General features: G+C 57.7%; 20 protein-coding genes. 14 read left to right on the top strand and 6 right to left on the bottom strand.

What is annotated here, in order from left to right; all coding sequences use genetic code 11:
- Window positions 1–38 precede the first annotated feature (38 nt).
- Window positions 39–944 carry a LysR substrate-binding domain-containing protein gene (locus ACMGG5_RS18170; RefSeq protein WP_420278312.1) on the top strand — a complete coding sequence of 302 codons (906 nt, stop codon included), beginning with the start codon at window positions 39–41 and terminating at the stop codon, window positions 942–944.
- Window positions 945–967: 23 nt separating this feature from the next.
- Here ACMGG5_RS18170 and ACMGG5_RS18175 read toward each other — a convergent pair whose 3' ends face one another.
- Window positions 968–1,396, bottom strand: a complete 429-nt coding sequence (locus ACMGG5_RS18175) for an OsmC family protein (RefSeq protein ID WP_302235515.1) — start codon at window positions 1,394–1,396, stop codon at window positions 968–970.
- A gap of 75 nt (window positions 1,397–1,471) precedes the next feature.
- Complete coding sequence (locus ACMGG5_RS18180; protein WP_061715076.1) at window positions 1,472–2,353, bottom strand: LysR family transcriptional regulator; 882 nt, start codon at window positions 2,351–2,353, stop codon at window positions 1,472–1,474.
- Between the two features lie 110 nt (window positions 2,354–2,463).
- Here ACMGG5_RS18180 and ACMGG5_RS18185 point away from each other — a divergent pair, with 110 nt between their 5' ends.
- The 12 genes from ACMGG5_RS18185 (at window position 2,464) to ACMGG5_RS18240 (ending at window position 16,396) form a co-directional block, all read left to right on the top strand.
- On the top strand, window positions 2,464–3,315 hold the full coding sequence (locus tag ACMGG5_RS18185) for a Vmh family MBL fold metallo-hydrolase (protein ID WP_148768744.1): 852 nt from the start codon (window positions 2,464–2,466) through the stop codon (window positions 3,313–3,315).
- 231 nt (window positions 3,316–3,546) lie between these two features.
- A complete protein-coding gene (gene bdm / locus ACMGG5_RS18190) occupies window positions 3,547–3,762 on the top strand; it encodes a biofilm-dependent modulation protein (protein ID WP_008501713.1) in 216 nt (71 codons plus the stop codon).
- Between the two features lie 95 nt (window positions 3,763–3,857).
- The gene (gene sra, locus ACMGG5_RS18195) at window positions 3,858–3,995 is read left to right on the top strand and encodes a stationary-phase-induced ribosome-associated protein (protein ID WP_008501714.1); all 138 of its coding nucleotides are present in this window, start codon (window positions 3,858–3,860) and stop codon (window positions 3,993–3,995) included.
- 176 nt (window positions 3,996–4,171) lie between these two features.
- Window positions 4,172–5,869 carry an NAD-dependent malic enzyme gene (locus ACMGG5_RS18200; protein ID WP_024909550.1) on the top strand — a complete coding sequence of 566 codons (1,698 nt, stop codon included), beginning with the start codon at window positions 4,172–4,174 and terminating at the stop codon, window positions 5,867–5,869.
- Between the two features lie 345 nt (window positions 5,870–6,214).
- Complete coding sequence (locus tag ACMGG5_RS18205) at window positions 6,215–7,924, top strand: ABC-F family ATP-binding cassette domain-containing protein (RefSeq protein WP_420278313.1); 1,710 nt, start codon at window positions 6,215–6,217, stop codon at window positions 7,922–7,924.
- A gap of 196 nt (window positions 7,925–8,120) precedes the next feature.
- Entirely contained in the window at window positions 8,121–9,131 is a 1,011-nt protein-coding gene (adhP, locus tag ACMGG5_RS18210; protein ID WP_032647362.1) for an alcohol dehydrogenase AdhP, read from the top strand.
- A 150-nt stretch (window positions 9,132–9,281) separates the two neighbouring features.
- A complete protein-coding gene (locus ACMGG5_RS18215; protein WP_420278314.1) occupies window positions 9,282–10,901 on the top strand; it encodes a TIGR04028 family ABC transporter substrate-binding protein in 1,620 nt (539 codons plus the stop codon).
- Between the two features lie 10 nt (window positions 10,902–10,911).
- A complete protein-coding gene (locus tag ACMGG5_RS18220) occupies window positions 10,912–11,856 on the top strand; it encodes an ABC transporter permease (protein ID WP_208762903.1) in 945 nt (314 codons plus the stop codon).
- Window positions 11,853–12,701, top strand: coding sequence for an ABC transporter permease (locus ACMGG5_RS18225; protein WP_248271974.1), 849 nt, complete (start codon window positions 11,853–11,855; stop codon window positions 12,699–12,701). The genes ACMGG5_RS18220 and ACMGG5_RS18225 overlap by 4 nt, the downstream gene beginning before the upstream one ends.
- Complete coding sequence (locus ACMGG5_RS18230) at window positions 12,701–14,308, top strand: dipeptide ABC transporter ATP-binding protein (protein WP_370883622.1); 1,608 nt, start codon at window positions 12,701–12,703, stop codon at window positions 14,306–14,308. The genes ACMGG5_RS18225 and ACMGG5_RS18230 overlap by 1 nt, the downstream gene beginning before the upstream one ends.
- The gene (locus tag ACMGG5_RS18235; RefSeq protein WP_048992319.1) at window positions 14,305–15,294 is read left to right on the top strand and encodes a putative FMN-dependent luciferase-like monooxygenase; all 990 of its coding nucleotides are present in this window, start codon (window positions 14,305–14,307) and stop codon (window positions 15,292–15,294) included. The genes ACMGG5_RS18230 and ACMGG5_RS18235 overlap by 4 nt, the downstream gene beginning before the upstream one ends.
- A gap of 10 nt (window positions 15,295–15,304) precedes the next feature.
- The gene (locus tag ACMGG5_RS18240; protein WP_267216412.1) at window positions 15,305–16,396 is read left to right on the top strand and encodes an alkylhydroperoxidase domain protein; all 1,092 of its coding nucleotides are present in this window, start codon (window positions 15,305–15,307) and stop codon (window positions 16,394–16,396) included.
- Between the two features lie 6 nt (window positions 16,397–16,402).
- On the opposite strand, the gene araJ is transcribed toward ACMGG5_RS18240, so the two are convergent.
- Both araJ and ACMGG5_RS18250 read right to left on the bottom strand, forming a co-directional pair.
- Window positions 16,403–17,578 (bottom strand): MFS transporter AraJ, encoded by a 1,176-nt coding sequence (araJ, locus tag ACMGG5_RS18245; protein ID WP_420278315.1) that lies wholly within the window; start codon window positions 17,576–17,578, stop codon window positions 16,403–16,405.
- A gap of 120 nt (window positions 17,579–17,698) precedes the next feature.
- The gene (locus tag ACMGG5_RS18250; RefSeq protein ID WP_032647374.1) at window positions 17,699–18,343 is read right to left on the bottom strand and encodes a QnrE family quinolone resistance pentapeptide repeat protein; all 645 of its coding nucleotides are present in this window, start codon (window positions 18,341–18,343) and stop codon (window positions 17,699–17,701) included.
- Window positions 18,344–18,521: 178 nt separating this feature from the next.
- On the opposite strand from ACMGG5_RS18250, the gene ppk2 reads away from it, so the two are divergent.
- Window positions 18,522–19,364, top strand: coding sequence for a polyphosphate kinase 2 (gene ppk2, locus ACMGG5_RS18255; protein WP_032647376.1), 843 nt, complete (start codon window positions 18,522–18,524; stop codon window positions 19,362–19,364).
- A gap of 58 nt (window positions 19,365–19,422) precedes the next feature.
- On the opposite strand, the gene fdnI is transcribed toward ppk2, so the two are convergent.
- Both fdnI and fdxH read right to left on the bottom strand, forming a co-directional pair.
- Window positions 19,423–20,079, bottom strand: a complete 657-nt coding sequence (gene fdnI, locus ACMGG5_RS18260) for a formate dehydrogenase-N subunit gamma (RefSeq protein WP_032647378.1) — start codon at window positions 20,077–20,079, stop codon at window positions 19,423–19,425.
- On the bottom strand, window positions 20,072–20,956 hold the full coding sequence (fdxH, locus tag ACMGG5_RS18265; protein WP_090416827.1) for a formate dehydrogenase subunit beta: 885 nt from the start codon (window positions 20,954–20,956) through the stop codon (window positions 20,072–20,074). The genes fdnI and fdxH overlap by 8 nt, the downstream gene beginning before the upstream one ends.

Below are 20,956 nucleotides of genomic sequence, written 5' to 3' on the forward strand. Positions count from 1 at the left end.
AATGACTATTCACACACAGAAATAATCAGGGGAGCCTAATGGACCAGCTCATGGCGATGCGCGCTTTTACCCGGGTGGTGGAAACCGGCAGCTTTACCCGCGCGGCGGACTCTCTGAACATGCCCATCGCCACCCTAAGCAAGCTGGTCAAATCCCTTGAGGCGCATCTGGAGATACGTCTCCTGCACCGGACGACTCGCCGGGTGGTCGCGACGCCGGAAGGGATGGAATACTATGAAAAAGCGCTCAGGGTGCTGATTGATATCGAAGATATCGACACCTCGTTTCGCGTTTCCCGCGCGACGCCAAAAGGTCATTTGCGGGTTGACGTGGGCGGCTCCACCGCCCGGGACGTGCTCATCCCCCTGCTTCCGGAATTTATGCGGCGCTATCCGCATATCCGCATCGACCTTGGCGTGGCCGACCGGCCGGTCGATCTCATTAGCGGTAACGTAGACTGCGTCATCCGCGGCGGTCCGCTGGACGATTCGACCCTTATCGCACGCCATATTGGCAACGCTGAGATGGTGACCTGCGCGACGCCGGGCTACCTGAAAAATCATGGCGTCCCGGCCTATCCGCAGGAGCTGTGCAACGGCCACAAGCTTATCAGCTACCTTTCGCCCGTCACCGGGCGGGCATTTCCGTTTCGCTTCAGAAAAAACGGCGAGGCGCTGGAAATCAATATTCCGCATTATCTCGGCGTAAACGAAAGTAATGCTCACCTGGCGGCTGCCGCGGCGGGGCTGGGCATTGTGCAGACATTTGAGTATTCGGCAAACGCGTATTTACAGGCGGGTACACTGACGGCGATCCTGAGCGACTGGCGCCCCGCCGCCTATCCGTTTCATGTGGTTTACCCTCAGAACCGGCATCTGACGCACCGTCTTAAGGTGTTTATTGCGTGGCTGGCGGAGGTGTTTCCCGCCGCGCTGAAGGGGTAGCCGGGCGTAAACCCGGCTGTGGCTTAGTTAAGTTTATAGTCCAGCGTAATCTCAGCCTTCAGGAGCTGCGATACCGGACAGCCCGCTTTGGCTTTCTGAATAATACCGTCGAACTGCTGTGGGGCGATGCCCGGGACGGTCACCTTGCTTTTCAGGGCAACCTTCGTAATAGCAAAGCCGCCGTCAGTCTTATCCAGAGAGACGTCCGCAGTGGTATCAATAGCGTCAGCGGTATAGCCCGCTTCGCCGAGCATCAGCGACAGCGCCATCGAAAAACAGGCCGCATGTGCCGCGCCGATCAGCTCTTCCGGGTTGGTCCCCTTTTCACCCTCAAAGCGGGTATTGAAACCATAAGGCTGCTGATTGAGAACGCCGCTCTCGGTGGAAACCGTCCCTTTACCGCGCTTAATGTCGCCAGACCAGTGTGCCGAACCGTGCTTATGAATAGTCATTCTTGCTCTCCTTTTGGCTTACAAAGGGTTAAGTATAGAAGGCTGTCCGGATTCTGCGGGCAAGACAGACGAGTCTTAGTCACTGAGTAAATGGTGCGCCAGCGCGTCAAGGAACACCCGCAGCGCGGCAGGCTGGTATTCACGGGACTGATAAATGCCATGGATGGCAAGCGGTTTCGGCTCCAGGGCCGCCAGTACCGGCACCAGTAATCCCTGCTCCAGCGCGGCAGACGCTTCGCGCTCCGGCAGCATGGCGATGCCGCAGTGCTTAATCGCCGCGTCCATCAGCAGCGAAGAGATGCTGGCGCTCAGGTTACCGCTGACGGCCACGCTCAGGCTTTCGCCTTCCGGCGTCAGGAAGTGCCAGGACTGCCCGGCGAAAAAGCTGTAGTGCAGGCAGTTGTGCTGCGCTAATTCTTCGGGGCTGACGGGGGTACCGTGCTGCGCCAGATAGTCCGGCGAGGCGCAAAGCACCGAGCGACATTCCCCCAGCCGGCGGGCAATCATGCCGGGTTCAGGGTTATCCGTAATGCGCACGGCGACGTCGATGCGCTCTCCCACCAGGCTGACCGGGTGGTTATTCACGTCCAGCTCAATGCGCAGCTGTGGGTAGCGCGAGAGCAGACCGGGCAGTACCGGCGCAATCAGGTGCATGGCGGTAAAGTGCGCGCAGGCCACCCGCAGCGTGCCGGACGGGAGATCTTTCTCCGACTGGCCTTCAATTTCCTGCGAAATCTGCGAGAGCGTCCGCGTTTTTTGCAGCACCTTTTCCCCTGCCGCGGTCAGCGTCAGCTTGCGCGTGGAGCGGTTTACCAGCCGCGTTCCCGCCCACTTTTCCATTTGTTCAAGGTAGCGGCTCACCATCGGTCGGGAAATGCCCAGCGCGCGGGCCGCCGCGCTCAAGCTTCCCAGCTCGCATATCCGGTTGTAGACCTGAGCGGCGATAACGCGATCCATATAAGCTCCATTTGCTCGATTTATGAAACTAAGCATGTCCTGTTTCAGGAATTCTGGCAAATGCGAATATCCGTACAATAGAGACATTCCTGAACAACAGAGACAACAGCATGAAATTCACTCACCTTGCCCTGCTTTCCACGCTTTTCACTCCGGCTGTTTTTGCCGCGCCGTTGAGCATTGATACCTATAACCCGCAGGAGAAAGGCATTTTCGCGGTCTCCTCCACGCTGGTTTCCGGCCCGAAAGAGGCTGTGCTGTTTGACGCGCAGTTCAGCGTGAAGGATGGCGAAGCGCTGGTAGAGAAAATTCGTCAAAGCGGTAAGACCCTGAACAAGATTGTGATCACCTCCGGCGATCCGGATTTCTATTTTGGCCTGCAGCCGCTGGTCAAAGCCTTCCCGAACGCCAAAGTGGTGGCCACGCAGCACGTGGTTGACCACATCAAGGCCACCAAAGACGCCAAGCTCGCCTTCTGGGGTCCGCAGATGAAAGACGGCGCGCCAACGGAGCTGGTCGTCCCGCAGGTGCTCGCCTCCACCACGTTTATGGTGGACGGGGAAAAGATCGATATCGAAGAGCCTGACAGCTACGCGGCCTATGTGTGGATCCCGTCAGCGAAAACCATCCTCGGCGGCACCGGGGTAGCCTGGGGGATCCACGTCTGGACGGCTGACACCCAGACGGCGGCAAGCCGTAAGCAGTGGCAGGAAACGCTGGTAAATATGGCGGCGCACAAACCCGAGCGCGTAATCCCGGGTCACTATCTGGGTACCCCGCCAGCCGGAGCGGGTGCGATTGATTTTACCCGCGACTATCTGCAGCGCTTTGAAAAGGCCTTATCCGTTCATAAAGATTCTGCAGGCGTCATCAGCACCCTGAAAAAACAGTATCCGAATCTGGCCGAAGAGAGCTCGCTGGAATTAAGCGCTAAGGTGAATACCGGCGAAATGAAGTGGTAATGTAAACTCTGCTCCTGCTATATTTCGTGATAGCAGGAGCACCGTCATAATATCTTCTCAACGCCACTTCAATTTCCCCCCACATTTCAAAAGCACACAAAAGCATACACTTATGTCATTTTTATTTCTAAGATGAATCTGAGCCACAACCGGGAAAATATTTGCCATTCTGTTTATGAATTAAATTTTTTGCGAGCCGTACCATTAAACAGACAACGACACGGAGGCAGCATGTTTACTTATTACCCGGCTAATACCGCAGCAGCACAACCTGAACTCGTTAACGCGATTGCGCAGGGTCTTCACGCCGAGCATGGTGCTGTGACTGAAGATGACATTTTGATGGAACTGACCAGGTGGGTGGAATCCACAGATAATGACATCCTCAGTGACATCTACCAGCAGACCATTAACTACGTTGTCAGCGGGCAAAACGCACCTTTGTAAAAACCTGCTAAGCTGGATCAGCAACCTAAGGGGTTACATTTCGTTTGCGTAAGCAAACTAGTCCTTAAAACTATCAACAGGATTGAGGAGTTAACATGAAATCGAACCGTCAGGCACGCCATATTCTGGGACTGAACTACAAGCTTTCTAATCAGCGCAAAGTGGTGATTGAAGGCGACCATGAAACGCAGGTCACTCACGCCACCGGCAGAAAACGCCACGCGGGCAAGTAAGTTCCAGACTGAGATCCAGAACACCATCGGTAATCCCGATGGTGTTTTTGTTTATGTGTTGCGGTAATTAATATTTAGCTCCTTTATAATACCGCCTGACCGCATCCCATCGCACAGGCCAGAAAGATGACAAACAGCAGTGTCAGGGACGGATCTTCATAAAAAGAGTGAGTGACATGGACAACAAACTGAAAAAACATCGTTCCTTATACATCCCATACGCCGGACCGGTTTTACTTGAGTTTCCCCTGCTCAACAAAGGCAGCGCCTTCAGCATGGAAGAGCGCAGCAGCTTTAACCTGCTGGGCTTACTGCCCGAAGTGGTTGAAACCATTGAAGAACAGGCAGAGCGCGCGTGGATCCAGTACCAGGGTTTCAAAACCGAAATCGACAAACACATCTACCTGCGTAACATTCAGGACACCAACGAAACCCTCTTCTATCGCCTGGTGCAAAACCATCTCGAAGAGATGATGCCGGTGATCTACACCCCAACGGTAGGTGCGGCGTGCGAGCGTTTCTCAGAGATCTACCGACGCTCCCGCGGGGTATTCATCTCTTATCAGAACCGTCACAACATGGACGATATTCTGCAGAACGTGCCGAACCACAATATCAAAGTGATTGTGGTGACCGACGGCGAACGTATTCTCGGCCTCGGCGACCAGGGCATTGGCGGGATGGGGATCCCCATCGGTAAGCTCTCTCTTTACACCGCCTGTGGCGGCATCAGCCCGGCGTATACCCTGCCGGTGGTGCTGGACGTTGGCACCAACAACCAACAGTTGCTCAACGATCCGCTCTATATGGGCTGGCGCCACCCGCGCATTACCGACGATGAGTACTATCAGTTTGTCGACGATTTCATTCAGGCCGTGAAGCACCGCTGGCCGGACGTTCTGCTGCAGTTTGAAGACTTCGCGCAGAAAAACGCGATGCCGCTGCTGAACCGCTATCGCGATGAGATCTGCTCCTTTAACGATGACATCCAGGGCACCGCATCCGTGACCGTGGGTACACTTATCGCCGCCAGCCGCGCAGCCGGCAGCCAGCTGAGCTACCAGAAAATCGTCTTCCTGGGCGCAGGCTCTGCGGGCTGCGGTATTGCCGAGCAGATTATCGCCCAGACGCAGCGTGAAGGGTTAAGCGAAGAGCTGGCCCGCTCCCGCGTCTTTATGGTTGACCGTTTCGGCCTGCTGACCGACGGTATGCCAAACCTGCTGCCGTTCCAGACCAAGCTGGTGCAGAAGCGCGAAAACCTGAAAAACTGGGATACCGACAACGAAGTCCTTTCCCTGCTGGACGTAGTGCGCAACGTGAAGCCGGATATTCTGATCGGCGTTTCCGGGCAAACCGGTCTCTTTACCGAAGAGATCATTCGCGAGATGCACAAGCACTGTGAGCGCCCTATCGTGATGCCGCTGTCTAACCCGACTTCCCGCGTGGAAGCGACGCCGCAGGACATCATCGCCTGGACCGAAGGTAACGCGCTGGTCGCGACTGGCAGTCCGTTCGATCCGGTGGTGTGGAAGGATAAAACCTATCCGATTGCCCAGTGCAACAACTCGTACATCTTCCCGGGCATTGGTCTGGGGGTGATCGCATCCGGCGCGTCCCGCATTACCGACGAAATGCTGATGTCGGCGAGCGAAACCCTTGCGGGTTACTCTCCGCTGGTCAATGACGGAGAAGGGCTGGTGCTGCCGGAACTGAAAGACATTCACAAGGTGTCCCGCGCCATCGCGTTTGCGGTAGGTAAAATGGCGCAGCAGCAGGGCGTGGCGGTGAAAACCTCTGCCGACGCGCTGCAGCAGGCCATCGACGACAACTTCTGGAAGCCTGAATACCGTAGCTATCGCCGTACGTCGATTTAATCCGCACCACCCTAACCCTCTCCCCACCGGAGAGGGTCAGGGTGAGGGCACCAGACCGCACCATCGAATACCCACTAGCCAAACCCCTTTTCCCCCGCTACACTCCCTTCATCCATCAACCCACTGAATATATAAGGAGGCCAATTATGCTGTACTGTGAAATTTTCAATGTTTCACATACATTTGGTGATCGCACCAGCTCAAGCGTTATCGGTATCGTGCTGCGATAACTTCTGCTTGAGCGAAGACACCAACCCCTGAAATCCCTTCTCTCGGGCTTACTGAGTTATCGTCAGCGATGTTTGACGAGGCATAAACATGCCTGTAACTCTTGGGTAAGCAACAATGAGCACTTTACTCACTGCACAATCTTTACGCGTTGATACGGCGTTTGGCACGCTCTTCGACTCACTCTCCTTTACGCTGAAAAAAGGCGACCGCATTGGCCTGCTGGGCGACAACGGCTGCGGCAAAAGTACGCTGCTGAAGGTGCTGGACGGCACGGATTCCCCTGCCGCCGGAACGGTAGCACTGGCCGGGCACTGCCTGATGGCGCGCGTGGAGCAACATCTCCCGGACGCTATTTTTCCGCTGACCATGCTGGATGCCGTCCTGGCCCAGTTGCCCTCAACTGAACGGGAGAGTCTGCGCTGGAAAGCCGAAACGCTGCTGGCAAGCATGGGCTTCACGCCGCAGGATATGATGCTGCATTCCGCCACGCTGAGCGGCGGGCAACACACCCGCCTGCTGCTGGCGCGGGCGCTGATTCACGAGCCGGATCTACTCCTGCTGGATGAACCCAGCAACCACCTGGACCTGCCGACCATGCTCTGGCTGGAACACTTCCTACAGAACTGGTCGGGCAGCTTTGTGCTGGTCTCGCATGACAGACAGCTGCTGGATGCCGTCACCAACGGCAGCTGGATCCTGCGCGATAAAACGCTGCACTACTTCGCCCTTCCCTGCACGGCCGCCCGCAAGGCGCTTGAAGCAAAGGATGAAAGCGATGCCCATCGCCACAAGGCCGAGCAAAAGGAGATCGATCGCGTGACCGCCAGCGCGAAGCGGCTGGCGACCTGGGGCAAGGTTTACGACAACGAAGACCTGGCCCGCAAAGCCAAGCAGATGGAAAAACAGGTCGAACGGCTGAAGGAGAGCCAGACGGCGCTCACGGCAGGCAGCCCGTGGACGTTAACCCTTCGCGGCGACGCGCTGCGGGCTGACCGTCTGCTGGAGATGGAAAATCTCAGCGTCCCGCCTGCGCCCGGGCTACCGCCGCTGTTTAACATCGACATGGCGCGGCTGAAAAGCGGCGATCGCGTGGCGATTGTCGGGCGTAACGGCTGCGGCAAATCGTCGCTGATGAGGCTTATCTGGCAACAATTTGCTGATGAGTCCGCAGACAGCGGGTTGAAAATCCATCCGCGCGTGTCGCCAGGCTATTACGACCAGACGCTTCATCAGCTGCCGGATGACGCCACGCTGCTCGACGCGCTGGAACCTTTCGCGCCGGATCCGCAGAACCGCAAAATGGCACTGATAAGCGCGGGTTTCCCGTGGGCGCGTCACGGGCAAACGGTCAGCACGCTCAGCGGTGGCGAGCGCTCGCGCCTGCTGTTCGTTGGCCTGACGCTCGCCCGCTATAGCCTGCTGATGCTGGATGAGCCGACCAACCACCTCGACATGGAAGGCAAAGAGGCGCTGGCGCACACTCTTCAGCAGTTCGAAGGCGGCGTCCTGCTGGTCAGCCACGATCGTCAGTTAATTAGCCAAAGCTGCAACCGTTTCTGGCTGATTGAAGAGGGAAAGCTGAGCGAGTGGCACGATGCAGAAGCGGTGTTTGAGCGTCTGCGTGAAAGCGCGGGGCTTATGACATCCGCTGCGCCCGCTGTCGCCGCGACGATTCAATCCTCGCCGTATGACGATCTGCTGGAGCGGCTGGTCGCGCTGGAAACGCTGCTGGAAGACGATCTGGCGCGTAAGCCGAAGCATCAAAAGCCGCAGCTACAGGCGCAATGGCGTAAAGAGATAGAGGAGATAGAAGCACAGCTGTAAGTCTGCGCCCGGCGAGCATTTCGCCGGGCCAGAATTTTCCCCCTTAATTATTAGAGGAACGCCGTATTCTTAATCTGAAATCGAATCAAATGATGACATTATGTTGCCGCAGCCTTGCATTACCAGGCTAATGTATTAATCCTTAAGAGGTACTATACCTGCTATGCAGATTCTTATCATGAACAAGGAGATACACATGAAGGCTGCTGTTGTCACTCAGGATCACCAGGTCAACGTTACCGAAAAAACCTTACGCCCGCTAAAGCATGGGGAAGCCCTGCTGAAGATGGAGTGCTGTGGCGTATGCCATACCGACCTCCACGTGAAGAACGGTGATTTCGGCGATAAAACCGGGGTTATCCTGGGCCATGAAGGGATTGGTATCGTAAAAGAAGTCGGCCCTGGCGTGAAGTCGCTGAAAGTCGGCGACCGCGCAAGCGTGGCCTGGTTCTTTGAAGGCTGTGGCCACTGCGAATACTGTAATACCGGCAACGAAACCCTGTGCCGTGACGTGAAAAACGCCGGTTACTCCGTCGACGGCGGGATGGCGGAAGAGTGCATCGTCACCGCAGATTACGCGGTAAAAGTGCCGGACGGTCTGGATTCGGCGGCGGCCAGCAGCATCACCTGCGCTGGCGTCACCACCTATAAAGCAGTGAAGGTGTCGGGTATTAAACCGGGCCAGTGGATTGCGATTTACGGTCTGGGCGGGCTGGGCAACCTCGCGCTGCAGTACGCCAAAAACGTCTTTAACGCCAAAGTCATCGCCCTTGACGTTAACGACGAACAGCTGAAGCTGGCGGCCAGCATGGGTGCGGATCTCACCATCAACTCCCGCAGCGAAGATGCCGCTAAAATTGTGCAGGAGAAAACCGGAGGCGCGCATGCCGCAGTCGTCACTGCCGTCGCAAAAGCCGCCTTCAACTCAGCCGTTGATGCCGTGCGTGCCGGTGGCCGCGTGGTCGCCGTTGGTCTGCCGCCGGAAGCCATGAGCCTCGACATTCCGCGCCTGGTGCTGGACGGCATTCAGGTGGTGGGTTCGCTCGTCGGTACCCGTCAGGATCTGCAGGAAGCCTTCCAGTTCGCCGCTGAAGGCAAGGTCGTGCCGAAAGTCACGATGCGCCCGATCGAGGACATCAACGCCATCTTTAAAGAGATGGAACAGGGCCAGATCCGCGGCCGTATGGTGATTGACCTGCGTTCATAATCACCCACCGTTCAATTACCGCTCCTGACAGGGGCGGTTTTTTTATAGCCATTTTCCGGCAATCCTTATCTTAATTCCTTTGTTCCCTTGTTTTCCCCCGCGCCCGATGATGAATCCGACGCTAACAAGAAGATAACAAAGGAATTCACCATGCAAACCCCATTTCGTCTGCCGCTGCTGACGGCGCTGATTCTGACGACAACCGCAGCCTGGTCCGCGGATGCGCCCGTCAAAGGCGGCACGCTGATTTATCTGGAGCAACAGGCGCACACCAACCTCTATCCGCCTGCCGGTGGCTTTTACCCGAACGGCGGCATTCTGAACCAGATCACCGACAAACTGACGTGGCAGAACCCAAAGACGCTGCAGGTGGAACCGTGGGTAGCCGAAAGCTGGACCACCAACGCCGATAAAACCGAATACACCTTTAAAATTCGCCCCGGCATCACCTTCTCCGACGGCACGCCGCTGGACGCCAACGCCGTAGCAAAAAACTTTGATACCTACGGCTTAGGTAACAAGGCGCAGCGACTGCCGGTGTCAGAAGTGATCAATAACTACGATCGTAGCGAAGTCATCGACCCGCTGACCGTGAAGTTCTACTTCAAAAAACCGTCGCCTGGGTTCCTGCAGGGCACCGCCACAATCGGGTCGGGCCTGGTCTCGCTCAGCACGCTGAAGCGCAACTTTGAAGAGCTGGGTGACGCCCGGCATATCATTGGCTCTGGCCCGTTTGTGGTGAAGGACGAGAAGCTGGGTCGCGAAGTGACGCTGGAAGCGCGTAAGGACTACCAGTGGGGGCCCAAAAATCTGGCGCAGCAGGGGCCAGCCAATCTTGACGGCATCAAGTTTATCGTGACTCAGGAAGACAGCGTGCGCGTCGGCGCCCTGCTGGCCGGTCAGGCGCATTTTATTCGTCAGGTGCAGGCGTATGACGAAAAGCAGGCGACAGACCAGGGCTATAAAATCTACGCCGCCCCGACGCGCGGGGTGAATGACAGCATCAGCTTCCGCCCGGATAACCCGCTGGTCTCTGATATTCGCGTACGCCAGGCGCTGCTGCATGCCACCAATGCAAAGCAGGTGGTCGAGACCCTCTTCTCGGCCAACTATCCGCAGGCGAAGTCGGTGATTGCCGATTCCGCCGCTGGCTTTGTCGATCTCAGCGATAAATTGACCTTTGACCCGGCAAAAGCCAACCAGCTGCTGGACGAGGCGGGCTGGAAAGCGGGTGGCGACGGGATCCGCGCCAAAGACGGCCAGCGGCTGGCGCTGACGGTGTATGAATCCCTGCCGCAGCCACAAAATAAAGAGGTGCTGCAGCTGGTTGCCCAGCAGTGGCGACAGGTGGGCGTGGCGCTGAGCGTTAAAGCCGGTGACGCAGGCAGCCGCACGCTGGATAACCTTGATCCGCTGAAAACCCCGTTAACCGTCTCCGAAGTTGGCCGCGCCGATCCGGACGTGGTGAAAAGCATGTTCTACCCCGCTAACCGCGACGCGCTGCTGCAAAAAGGCGGCTCCAGCGACAAGGTCAAAAGCTTCCGTGACGACAAGCTGAATGAACTGCTGGTGAACATTTCTGCTGAAGTCGATCCGAAAAAACGCCTGCAGCTGACCGGCGATGCCCAGCGCTACCTGCTGGATAACGCCTACGTCATTCCAATTTTCGAAGAGCCGCAGGTCTTTGCCGGTGCGCCGTGGCTGAAAGGCGTCAATTTTGAAGCGGTCGGCCGCCCGTCGTTCTACGGCGCGTGGATTGAGAAACACTGAGGAGCTGACGATGCGCCACGCACTTCTTCAACGCTTTGGGCACGGGCTGCTGGTACTGTGGGCCGCCTTTACCCTCTCGTTCGTGTTGCTCCAGGTGCTACCGGGCGACGCGGTGCTGATTAAATTTCAGAACCCGGACCTGGGCTTGAGCCCGGCGCAAATCGAGGAGATGCGCGTGGCCTATGGCGCGGACAGCCCGCTGTGGCAGCAATACGGCCATACGCTGCTGGCGATGCTGCGCGGGGATTTCGGCTATTCGTTACAGGCAGGGGTGCCGGTCAGCGAGCTGATTGCCAGCAATCTGCCGGAAACCCTGAGCCTCGCCCTGCCCGCGTTTGTACTCGCAGTCCTGCTGGCGTTTGCGCTGGCCTTTGCGTCGCGCCTGCCGGGTCTGCGCTGGCTGAGTAATACCCTGCAGTCGCTGCCGGTCCTGTTTATCTCTTTACCGACGTTCTGGCTGGGGATTGCCCTCATCCAGCTCTTTTCTTTCCAGCTGCGGCTGATTCCGGTGATTAACCCGACGCCACTGCAGGGGCTGATCCTGCCGATTGTGACCGTCGCGATCCCGATTTCCGCCCCGCTGGCGCAAATTCTGATGCGCAGCCTGGACCAGGTGGCGACGCAGCCGTTTGTCGCCGTCGCCCGGGCCAAAGGGCTGAGTGAAACCGCCGTCCTGTGGCGTCACGTTACCGGCAACGCCCTGCTGCCGGTCCTGAATATTGCCGGATTGCTGCTGGGCGAGCTGATTGCCGGGGCGCTGATCACGGAAACCGTTTTTGGCCGCAGCGGGCTCGGGCAGCTGACCCAGCAGGCGGTGAATAACCAGGATATCGCCGTGCTTCAGGCGGTCGTGATGATTTCCGCCCTCGGTTTTGTCCTGATCAATCTGCTGGTGGATCTGCTGATGCCTCTGTTGGATCCCCGCCTGCAAACCGTTACCGGAGGTGCATCATGAGTCTGGTCGATTACGCTGCCGCCGCGCGAAAACGCGTTCCAGCGTGGCAGGGAGTGGAATGGCAGCCCGGACTGTGGCTGGCATGGGCGGTGATTATTCTCGCCGTTTTTGCCGCCGTGGCGCCCGGCCTGTTAACCCACTACAGCCCGATTGAGGGCATCGCCGGCGCACAGCGCCTGGCGCCTCAGGCGGGCCACTGGCTCGGCACCGATCAGCTTGGCCGCGATGTTTACACCCGTATTGTCTACGGTGCGTCCCACTCCCTGAGCGCGGCGCTCGCTGCCGTCACGATGGGGCTGGTGGTGGGCACCGGTCTGGGGGTCATCGCCGGGGCGTTCGCCGGACGCGTCGAGTCTCTGCTGATGCGTTTTGTCGACGTGCTGTTGTCCATCCCGTCTCTGCTGCTCTCGCTGACGGTCATTATTCTGCTCGGGTTTGGCACCGTTAACGCCGCGATTGCCGTGGGCGTTGCCTCCATTGCCAGCTTCGCCCGCCTCGCGCGCGGTGAAGTCGTGCGCATCCGCCACACGGATTATGTCGAGGCGGCGTTTGGCAGCGGCGGGACGTTTTTCGCCGTGCTGTGGCGACACATCCTGCCCAACGCGTTAACCGCCGTCCTCGCCTTTGCCACGCTGCAGTTTGGTCAGGCCATCCTGGCGCTCTCCACGCTGAGTTTTCTCGGTTACGGCACCCCACCGCCCGTGCCGGAATGGGGCTTATTGATTGCCGAAGGCCGTAACTATCTCTCTACCGCCTGGTGGTTAACCACCTTCCCCGGCGTCGTCGTCATCGCCGTGGTGCTGGCCACCAATCGTATCAGCCAACAGTTCAGCGGAGGTCGCTAATGACCGTTCTCTCAGTGGAAAATTTGACGATCAGCTACCGCACCGCACGCCAGTGGAGAGAGGTGGTGCATAACGTCAGCTTCACGCTCGGGCGAGGGGAAATGCTGGCGTTTGTCGGTGAATCCGGATCCGGCAAAACGACCACGGCACAGGCAATCATTGGCCTGCTGGCGGATAACGCCCGGCGCGATGCGGGAAAAATCGTGCTCAACGGCGAGGAGATTAGCCGGTGGTCAGCGAAGCGTCTCGATACCCTTCGCGGGGCGCGAATCAGCCTGGTTCCGCAGGATCCGGGTAATTCACTCAACCCGGTGAAGACGATCGGCGCGCAGGTCGGGGAAATTATTCAGCTACACCAGAAAGTGACCCGCGCCGAGCGCGACGAGCAGGTGCTCACCCTGCTGACAAAGGTCGGCCTGAGCCACCCCGAACAGCGCATGACGCAGTATCCCCATCAGCTCTCCGGCGGGATGAAACAGCGCGTGTTGATTGCCATCGCCATTGCCCTGCGCCCGGACGTGATCGTTGCTGATGAGCCCACCAGCGCGCTGGATGTGACGGTGCAAAAACGCATTCTCGATCTGCTGGATATCCTGCGGCGGGAATCGGGCACTGCCGTTCTGTTTGTCACCCACGATCTGGCCCTGGCCGCCCAGCGCGCGGACAGGCTGCTGGTTTTTCGCGATGGCGAAATTCAGGAGCAAGGCAGCACCGTCGATATTGTCCGTACGCCGCAGCACGCCTACACCCGTCAGCTGCTGAGCGATCTCCAGGGCCAGCGCCTGACCATTGCCCCGGTATCAGGTCTTCCGCTCGCGTCACCGGCCATTCGCGCCCGCGCCATCAGCAAACGATTCTCGTTGGGCAAAGGTCATCAGCTTCAGGCGCTGGATCGGGTGACGTTTGACGTCAGGCGCGGCAGTACGCATGCGCTGGTCGGTGAATCCGGCTCCGGGAAGACCACCCTCGCCCGTATTTTGCTGGGTTTTGAACAGGCCGACAGCGGACAGGTCATTATTGATGATATTGATGCCACCACGCTCAGCCGCGAGGCCCGTCGTCAGCTGCGCCAGAAGATCCAGTTTGTCTACCAGAACCCGTTTGCCTCTCTCGACCCGCGTCAGACGCTGTTTGACATCATCGAAGAGCCCCTGAAGAACTTTTCTCGCCTCGGTAAGGCGGAGCGAAAGGTTCGGGTGGAGACCGTGGCCCAGCGGGTTGCCCTGCCCGTCGAACTCCTGGGCCGCACCGCCAGGGAACTTTCAGGCGGACAGCGTCAGCGCGTGGCCATCGCCCGGGCGCTGATCCTCGAGCCGACCATTCTGGTGCTGGACGAAGCCACCTCGGCGCTGGACGTCACCGTGCAGGCGCAGATTCTGGCTCTGCTTCAGCAGTTGCAGCAGCAGCTGGGATTAACCTACCTGTTCATCACGCACGATCTGTCTACCGTCCGCCGGATCGCCCACAGCGTCACGGTGCTGCGCAGCGGTCAGGTGGTCGAACAGGGCGACGTCGGAACCTTATTCGCATCTCCGCAGAACGATTATACCCGCGAGCTGATTGACGCCATTCCCCATTTTTCACCCGCTACGGAGGAGTTCGCATGACGCGAAAACGCCTGGGATTTTTCACCCGCCTGCTTGACGACGCCACGCCGAAGGAGCGCTATCGTCTGGCAACTGAACAGATCCGCCACGCCGAACGCCACGGTTTCGACAGCGCCTGGATTGCCCAGCACCACTTTCACGAAACTGAAGGCGGACTGCCTTCGCCGCTGCTGTTTCTGGCACACGTAGCCGCACATACCGAAACCATCCGCCTGGGTACGGCCATCATTACCCTGCCGATGGAAAACCCGCTGCGCGTGGCGGAAGACGCCGCGGTTCTGGATTTACTCGCCGATGGACGTCTCGAAGTCGGTTTTGGTTCGGGCGGCACGCCGACCTCTTTCCTGCCGTTCGGACTGACGTTTGAACAGCGCGGCGCGGCCTTTGCCGACCATCTGCATGTGATCCAGAGCGCCTGGCGCGGGGATTCGCTCACCCATCCGGATAACCACCTTTACCCGCCTGCGCCACAGCTTGCCGACCGTATCTGGATTGCCACCTTTTCGGTCGACGGTGCCGTTCGCGCCGCGCGGGCCGGACACGGTTTAATGCTCTCCCGCACGCAGCCGCGCCCGGCAGACCAGTTGGATTTAACGCTCGACGCGATCCAGAACCCTATTGTGGATGCCTACCTTGAGGCGCTGCCCGCGGGCATCGCACCGCGCATTCTGGCTTCCCGTACGGCATTCGTCGCCGACAGCGACGACTATGCGCTCAAGGTCGCCACACCGGGTCTGACGAAACAAGCCCAGCAGCATCGCGCCGCCGGGCACGCGGTTAAAGGTGACACCGTCACCGATTTTCGTCACCAGTTCGACGCCCATATCGGTTCGCCCGAGACGGTGCTGCGCTCGCTGCAGGCCGATTCCGTTCTCCGGCGCGCCACGGACATCTCATTCCAGGTCCATTCGGTCGAGCCCACCCATCGAGACACCCTGCGCTCCATCGAACTGATCGCTGAACATATTGCCCCCCATATACGTTGAGGAGATACCTATGTCATTAAGTCACGACATTCTCGCCGAGCTGGCGGAAATTAAACCCGGTTCCCCTCTGGCAGAGGCGCGCGCCACGCGGGACGCCGCCACGCGCCACGCACAGGGCAGCTACGAAATCTTATTTACCCAGCAGGATAGCGATTTTGCGCTGGACGAGCGCTTCGCCGTCGCGGCAAAAGTCGCCAGGTGGCACAACGCGGAGGCGCTGGCCGCGCACTATGCGGGGTTTGGTCTGGCCGACCCCACCTCTGAACGCCTGACCCCGGCGCTCAATTTCGCGCGCCTGCTGACCTTCTCCCCCGTCGAAGCCACGCCGACATCGTTAAGGGCGCTGACCCAGGCGGGATGGAGCAAGGAAGGCATCGTGACCCTGGCGCAGCTTATCGCGTTTGTCAGCTTCCAGAGCCGACTGATTGCCGGGCTGCGGCTGCTGAACGACAAACCCGTCGCCAAAAGCGAAGCGCCGGTGGCGGCAGGCGTCTGGCACACGACCGCAACCACGGCCACCGGGAAGGCGGCTCCCGTCGCGTTTACCCAGCAGGAGCTGGGATGGGAGCCATGGATAGCAGCAAAACCGCTGGCGGATTTTCGTGACGATGAGGTTGCCATCCTTGCAAAATTTGGCCATACCGATTCCGACTATTTCCGCCTGCTGGGGCGCAACCTGCCGGTGCTTGAACAGCGTACGCTAACGGATAAAGGGATTTTTTATACGCCGGGGGGATTGCCGCGCGCCGAGCGCGAGCTGGCGGCAACGGTCACCAGTAAAATTAACGGCTGCATCTACTGCGCATCTGTCCATGCGCGGAAAGCCAGCCAGCTGTCAAAGGATGACCCGGCGGTAGAGGCCCTGCTGGCCGTGCGTCCGGGACAATCCCTGAGCGAGGGGCAATCTGCGCGCTGGCAGGCGGAAATCGATTTTGCAGCGGCGCTGTCGGTTACCCCGCCTGCCGCCACGCCGCTGCACCTTGCCGCGCTGGAAAAAGAGGGGCTGGACACCTTAGCCCAGCTTGATCTGGTGCAGTCCGCCGCATTCTTCGCCTGGGCCAACCGCCTGATGCTGACCCTGGGTGAGCCCTGGCTTGCCTGAATTCAATCAGGCTAGCGCACGCGCGTTAGCCTGAGCCCGTCTGGCCCGCAGGTAACCGTAGATCAACAGCGCGCTCATGGCCGAGAACGAGAGTATCGCCGCAGGCAGCGTGACGTAGCGCCAGCTAAAGCCGAGGGTAATCATCATCCCGCCAAAGTACGCCCCGATCGCGCTGCCGAGATTAAACGCCATCTGCCCCCCTGCCGCCCCCAGCATTTCGCCACCCTTCGCATTTTGCAGAAGCAGGATCTGCAGCGGCGCAGAGAGCGCGAACAGCCCGGCACAGCAGATAAAGCCCATGATCAGCGAGGCCGTTTTGAGTTCACCACAGGCGAAAAGCAGCAGCAGCGAGGCGACAATCACCATGTCGGTGGTCGCCGCAATGCGCAGCGGGCTAAAACGCCCCGAGAGTTTGCCGCTCAACAGGTTGCCCAGCACCATGCCAAGCCCCATCAGCATCATGATGATCGTCATCACGCCTTCGGTGAAGCCTGAAACGTTGACCATAAACGGTTTAACGAAGCTGAACCACGCGAACACCCCGGCGTTGCCAAACATGGTGGCGGCAAAAATCAACCAGGGTTCTGGTTTTTTCAGAAAGTGGAACTGCTCGGTCAATTTGATTTCTGATGTGTCGTGGATGTCCGGCACCCAGAGCAGAACCGAGAGGATCACCAGCGCGTCGAACACCGCAATCAGGAAAAAGGTATAACGCCAGCTGAACTGGTGCCCCAGCCAGGTGCCGAGCGGGACGCCTACCAGGTTGGCCACGGTCATCCCGGCGATCATTCCCGCCACTGCGACCGTCACCTTCCCCGGCGGCGCAATTTTAGAGAGGATAATCGCCCCGACGCCGAAAATCGCGCCGTGCGGAAAACCGGAAATTAAGCGTCCCGTCGCCAGCCAGAAATATGATGTTGAAAAGGTAAACAGGGCGTTCCCAACCGCGCACAGGGCAACCAGAAACAGCAGCGTCGTTTTTAACGAGAACTTGCCTGAGAACATCGCCATAATCGGGGCGCCAATCACCACGCCGAAGGCATAAAACGAGATCATATTCCCGCCGGAGGGAATCGAAATACCGGTGTCATGCGCCAGCTCGGTTAACACGCCCATAATGCCAAATTCGGCCATGCCCAGGCCAAATGTGCCAAGCGCCAACGATAATATTGTCTTTTTCATACCTCAACCACGGGTTAATCACTCGCAGCGTGCATTATTGAATAATCTTGTATGGTGAGCCAGTTCAAACTGGCAGACTGACACGTTAATCCATTTATACAGCGCAGACTGTGAATATTGTCAGCCGATAATCGCGATGCCAAGGCGTTCCATAATTTGCGACACCTGATAACTGTCCAGCTTAACACCCTGTAGATCAGTGCCACGCACGTCCAGTTCACCCAGTTCCGAATTGGTTAAATCGCAGTGTGTGAAATTTGCTGCACGCCAGTCAAATGAAGAAAACTCGCCGCCTGACATATCCGAACCACTGAAAGTTGCCCCCAGGATCTGCGCGCCGTTCCAGCGGTTTTCCCACAACTCGCATTTTTCCAGAACCACCTTCGAAAAATTGGCATAGCTCAGGTTGCTTTTTGTTATATAAGCACTGCAAAACCAGGTACGCGTGGTGATCATGTTCATAAAACTGGCACCGCGAAAATCAGCCCCTTGCGCCCTGCATTCACGGATTTCGATGCCTAAGGCATTCGAATGCCTGAAATCTGCCATCGATAAATCGCAGCTTTTGAAAATAGCATCTTTAAGCTGCGCCCGAGTAAACTTAGCGCCCTGCTGGCTTTCCCGGTCATAGAACTGACAGCCGATAAACTCCGTGCTGGTTAAATCCGTGCCTGAAAAGTCGCAGTTACGAAAGATCGCATTCTCTATTTTCTCGCCGGTAAAACGAGTACGACCGATTTTTTCGCCCTCAAAAATCAATGCCATCACACCACCTGTTTATTCATACAGTACCATTCACCATTCTACCTCGTTGCCTGATGAAGAGAAACACGCTTATCAGACACACATATCAAAAATTCCCGCGAAGGTTGCAGGTCAGCATTACACTTCAAAGTGTTAGTTCCTTCTAAGCACATCACACGTTCCGGAGATGAGGATTATCATGGGAAACGCAAAACAGAATAAAACCAAAGCAGTGACCGTGACCAAAGCGAGTGTAGATAGCGTGGTTAAACCCGTGCTGAAGACGAAAGAGTACGAAAAAGAGCTTCGTCGCCTGCATGTGGAACTGGTTAAGCTCCAGCAGTGGGTCGTCGCCAAAGGACTCAAGGTGTGTATTGTTTTTGAAGGACGCGACGGTGCCGGTAAAGGCGGTACCATTAAAGCCATCACCGAGCGAGTCAGCCCTCGCGTGTTTCGCGTTGTTGCGCTCCCTGCCCCAACTGAAAAAGAAAAAAGCCAGCTCTACTTCCAGCGCTATGTACCGCACCTGCCTTCGGCAGGCGAGATCGTGATATTCGATCGCAGCTGGTATAACCGCGCGGGCGTTGAGCGGGTTATGGGGTTCTGCACGGAGGAACAGGTGGAGAAATTTTTGGATGGCGCACCGGTGATGGAAAAAGCGATGGTCGATGCCGGGATTATCCTGCTGAAGTACTGGCTGGAGGTGACGCCTAAAGAGCAAGAGCGTCGCCTGCGCGACCGTATTAACGATGGTCGTAAGATCTGGAAGCTATCGCCGATGGATATTAAATCCTTTAACCTGTGGGACGAGTATACCCTCGCGCGCGACGCTATGTTTGAAGCCACCGATACCGCCTGGGCGCCGTGGTTTGTGGCACGTTCAGAAGATAAAAAACGCGTGCGACTGAATATTATTTCGCACCTGCTTTCGCAGATCCCGTATAAAGAAATACACGTAGACAAGGTGGATTTACCGAAACGCAAAATCGGCAAAGTCAAACCCACAAAATACCCGTTCCGGTATGTGGAGGAGCGGTTTTGATTTGAAGAGTAGGCCCGCGCAAGCGCAGCGCCGCCGGGCAGAGCCGACGGCGCAGGGTTTACTTCAATCCTTCCGTACTTTCCTGTTTCGCTTCCAGACGCTCCACATCACGATACCAGCGCGGATGATGCTTCTGCGCCCAGCGGCGGCTCACCTTCCCTTCAATCATCCCCTTAATCGAGCCTTTCACCCAGAAGGCCATATACATATGGATCAGGATGGCGTGGATCAGGATGATGGCCGACGTGGCGTGGATAAGCAGCGCGTAACGCACCACCTGAATCGGGAAGTAGTGGGCAAAGTACGGACGCCAGATAATGACTCCGGTCACCAGCAGCACAAAAATCATGCTCATGATGGTCCAGAACATCATCTTCTGGCCGGCGTTGTATTTCCCCACCTTCGCCACTTTATGCTCGTTACCTTTCAGGACTTCAACAATCCCTTTCACCCACGGGATATCCTGCTTGTCCGGGATGTTGTGATGAACAAAACGCACGAACATAAACATCAGCACCACAAAGATCAGCACGCCGAAGAATGGGTGCAGAATGCGCCCCATTTGCGGCGTACCGAAGGTTTCGGTCAGCCACTGCAGCGTCGGAAAGAAGAACGAAATCCCCGACACCGCCACCAGGAAGAAGCAGATCACCACCGTCCAGTGACAGGCGCGATCGACAAACTTCGTGCGCACTATCATTTTCGACTTACTCATGATGCTCCTCCTCGTCGTCATCCACCTCTTTGTTTGGCCCAATACCGATGTAGTGATAAATCAGCCCCGCAAAGGTCGCGATAAAGCCCGCCGCTGAGAGCGGTTTAAGCGCCCCTTTCCACAGGTTAATGGAGGTGTCGATCGCCGGATCCTTCGGCAGATTGTGGTACAGCTCCGGCTGGTCGCTATGGTGCAGCACGTACATCACGTGGGTACCGCCCACGCCCTGCGGGTTGTAAATGCCCGCTTTGTCGTAGCCCCGCGCTTTGAGCTTATCGACGCGCTGCTGCGCCACGTCCAGCATCTCTTTTTTGGTGCCGAAGTGGATCGCCCCGGTGGGACATGTCTTCACGCACGCAGGCTCCTGCCCGACGCTGACGCGGTCCACGCACAGGGTGCATTTGTATACCCGGTTATCCTCTTTATTGAGGCGCGGGATATTGAACGGACAGCCCGCGATGCAGTACCCACAGCCGATGCAGTTGTCCTGCTGGAAGTCGACGATCCCGTTGGCGTACTGAATAATCGCGCCCGCTGAAGGGCACGCCTTCAGACAGCCCGGATCTTCACAGTGCATGCAGCCGTCTTTGCGGATCAGCCACTCCAGCCTGCCGTTCTGGTCGGTTTCGCTAAAACGCATCACCGTCCAGGATTTGGCGCTCAGATCCGCCGGATTGTCGTAGACACCCACGCAGTGCCCCACCTCATCGCGGATATCGTTCCACTCCGAGCAGGCCACCTGGCAGGCCTTGCAGCCCACGCAGGAGGAGACGTCGATAAGCTTGGCGACTTCTGCCTTGTAGTCCCGCGCGCGAGGCGCGGGCGTTATCGGGTTAGTCGCGGAGCGTTTGATAATGTCTTGTGTTTCCATCGCCAT

It is taken from the genome of Enterobacter sp. BNK-34 (genome assembly GCF_048684445.1).
GTDB classification, from domain to species: Bacteria; Pseudomonadota; Gammaproteobacteria; order Enterobacterales; family Enterobacteriaceae; genus Enterobacter; species Enterobacter pseudoroggenkampii.

What these genes read in the sequence shown, in the direction of transcription:
- ACMGG5_RS18170 (WP_420278312.1), top strand. Translation starts at nt 39, where the DNA reads ATGGACCAGCTCATGGCGATGCGCGCTTTTACCCGGGTGGTGGAAACC.
- ACMGG5_RS18175 (WP_302235515.1), bottom strand. Translation starts at nt 1,396, where the DNA reads ATGACTATTCATAAGCACGGTTCGGCACACTGGTCTGGCGACATTAAG.
- ACMGG5_RS18180 (WP_061715076.1), bottom strand. Translation starts at nt 2,353, where the DNA reads ATGGATCGCGTTATCGCCGCTCAGGTCTACAACCGGATATGCGAGCTG.
- ACMGG5_RS18185 (WP_148768744.1), top strand. Translation starts at nt 2,464, where the DNA reads ATGAAATTCACTCACCTTGCCCTGCTTTCCACGCTTTTCACTCCGGCT.
- bdm (WP_008501713.1), top strand. Translation starts at nt 3,547, where the DNA reads ATGTTTACTTATTACCCGGCTAATACCGCAGCAGCACAACCTGAACTC.
- sra (WP_008501714.1), top strand. Translation starts at nt 3,858, where the DNA reads ATGAAATCGAACCGTCAGGCACGCCATATTCTGGGACTGAACTACAAG.
- ACMGG5_RS18200 (WP_024909550.1), top strand. Translation starts at nt 4,172, where the DNA reads ATGGACAACAAACTGAAAAAACATCGTTCCTTATACATCCCATACGCC.
- ACMGG5_RS18205 (WP_420278313.1), top strand. Translation starts at nt 6,215, where the DNA reads ATGAGCACTTTACTCACTGCACAATCTTTACGCGTTGATACGGCGTTT.
- adhP (WP_032647362.1), top strand. Translation starts at nt 8,121, where the DNA reads ATGAAGGCTGCTGTTGTCACTCAGGATCACCAGGTCAACGTTACCGAA.
- ACMGG5_RS18215 (WP_420278314.1), top strand. Translation starts at nt 9,282, where the DNA reads ATGCAAACCCCATTTCGTCTGCCGCTGCTGACGGCGCTGATTCTGACG.
- ACMGG5_RS18220 (WP_208762903.1), top strand. Translation starts at nt 10,912, where the DNA reads ATGCGCCACGCACTTCTTCAACGCTTTGGGCACGGGCTGCTGGTACTG.
- ACMGG5_RS18225 (WP_248271974.1), top strand. Translation starts at nt 11,853, where the DNA reads ATGAGTCTGGTCGATTACGCTGCCGCCGCGCGAAAACGCGTTCCAGCG.
- ACMGG5_RS18230 (WP_370883622.1), top strand. Translation starts at nt 12,701, where the DNA reads ATGACCGTTCTCTCAGTGGAAAATTTGACGATCAGCTACCGCACCGCA.
- ACMGG5_RS18235 (WP_048992319.1), top strand. Translation starts at nt 14,305, where the DNA reads ATGACGCGAAAACGCCTGGGATTTTTCACCCGCCTGCTTGACGACGCC.
- ACMGG5_RS18240 (WP_267216412.1), top strand. Translation starts at nt 15,305, where the DNA reads ATGTCATTAAGTCACGACATTCTCGCCGAGCTGGCGGAAATTAAACCC.
- araJ (WP_420278315.1), bottom strand. Translation starts at nt 17,578, where the DNA reads ATGAAAAAGACAATATTATCGTTGGCGCTTGGCACATTTGGCCTGGGC.
- ACMGG5_RS18250 (WP_032647374.1), bottom strand. Translation starts at nt 18,343, where the DNA reads ATGGCATTGATTTTTGAGGGCGAAAAAATCGGTCGTACTCGTTTTACC.
- ppk2 (WP_032647376.1), top strand. Translation starts at nt 18,522, where the DNA reads ATGGGAAACGCAAAACAGAATAAAACCAAAGCAGTGACCGTGACCAAA.
- fdnI (WP_032647378.1), bottom strand. Translation starts at nt 20,079, where the DNA reads ATGAGTAAGTCGAAAATGATAGTGCGCACGAAGTTTGTCGATCGCGCC.
- fdxH (WP_090416827.1), bottom strand. Translation starts at nt 20,956, where the DNA reads ATGGCGATGGAAACACAAGACATTATCAAACGCTCCGCGACTAACCCG.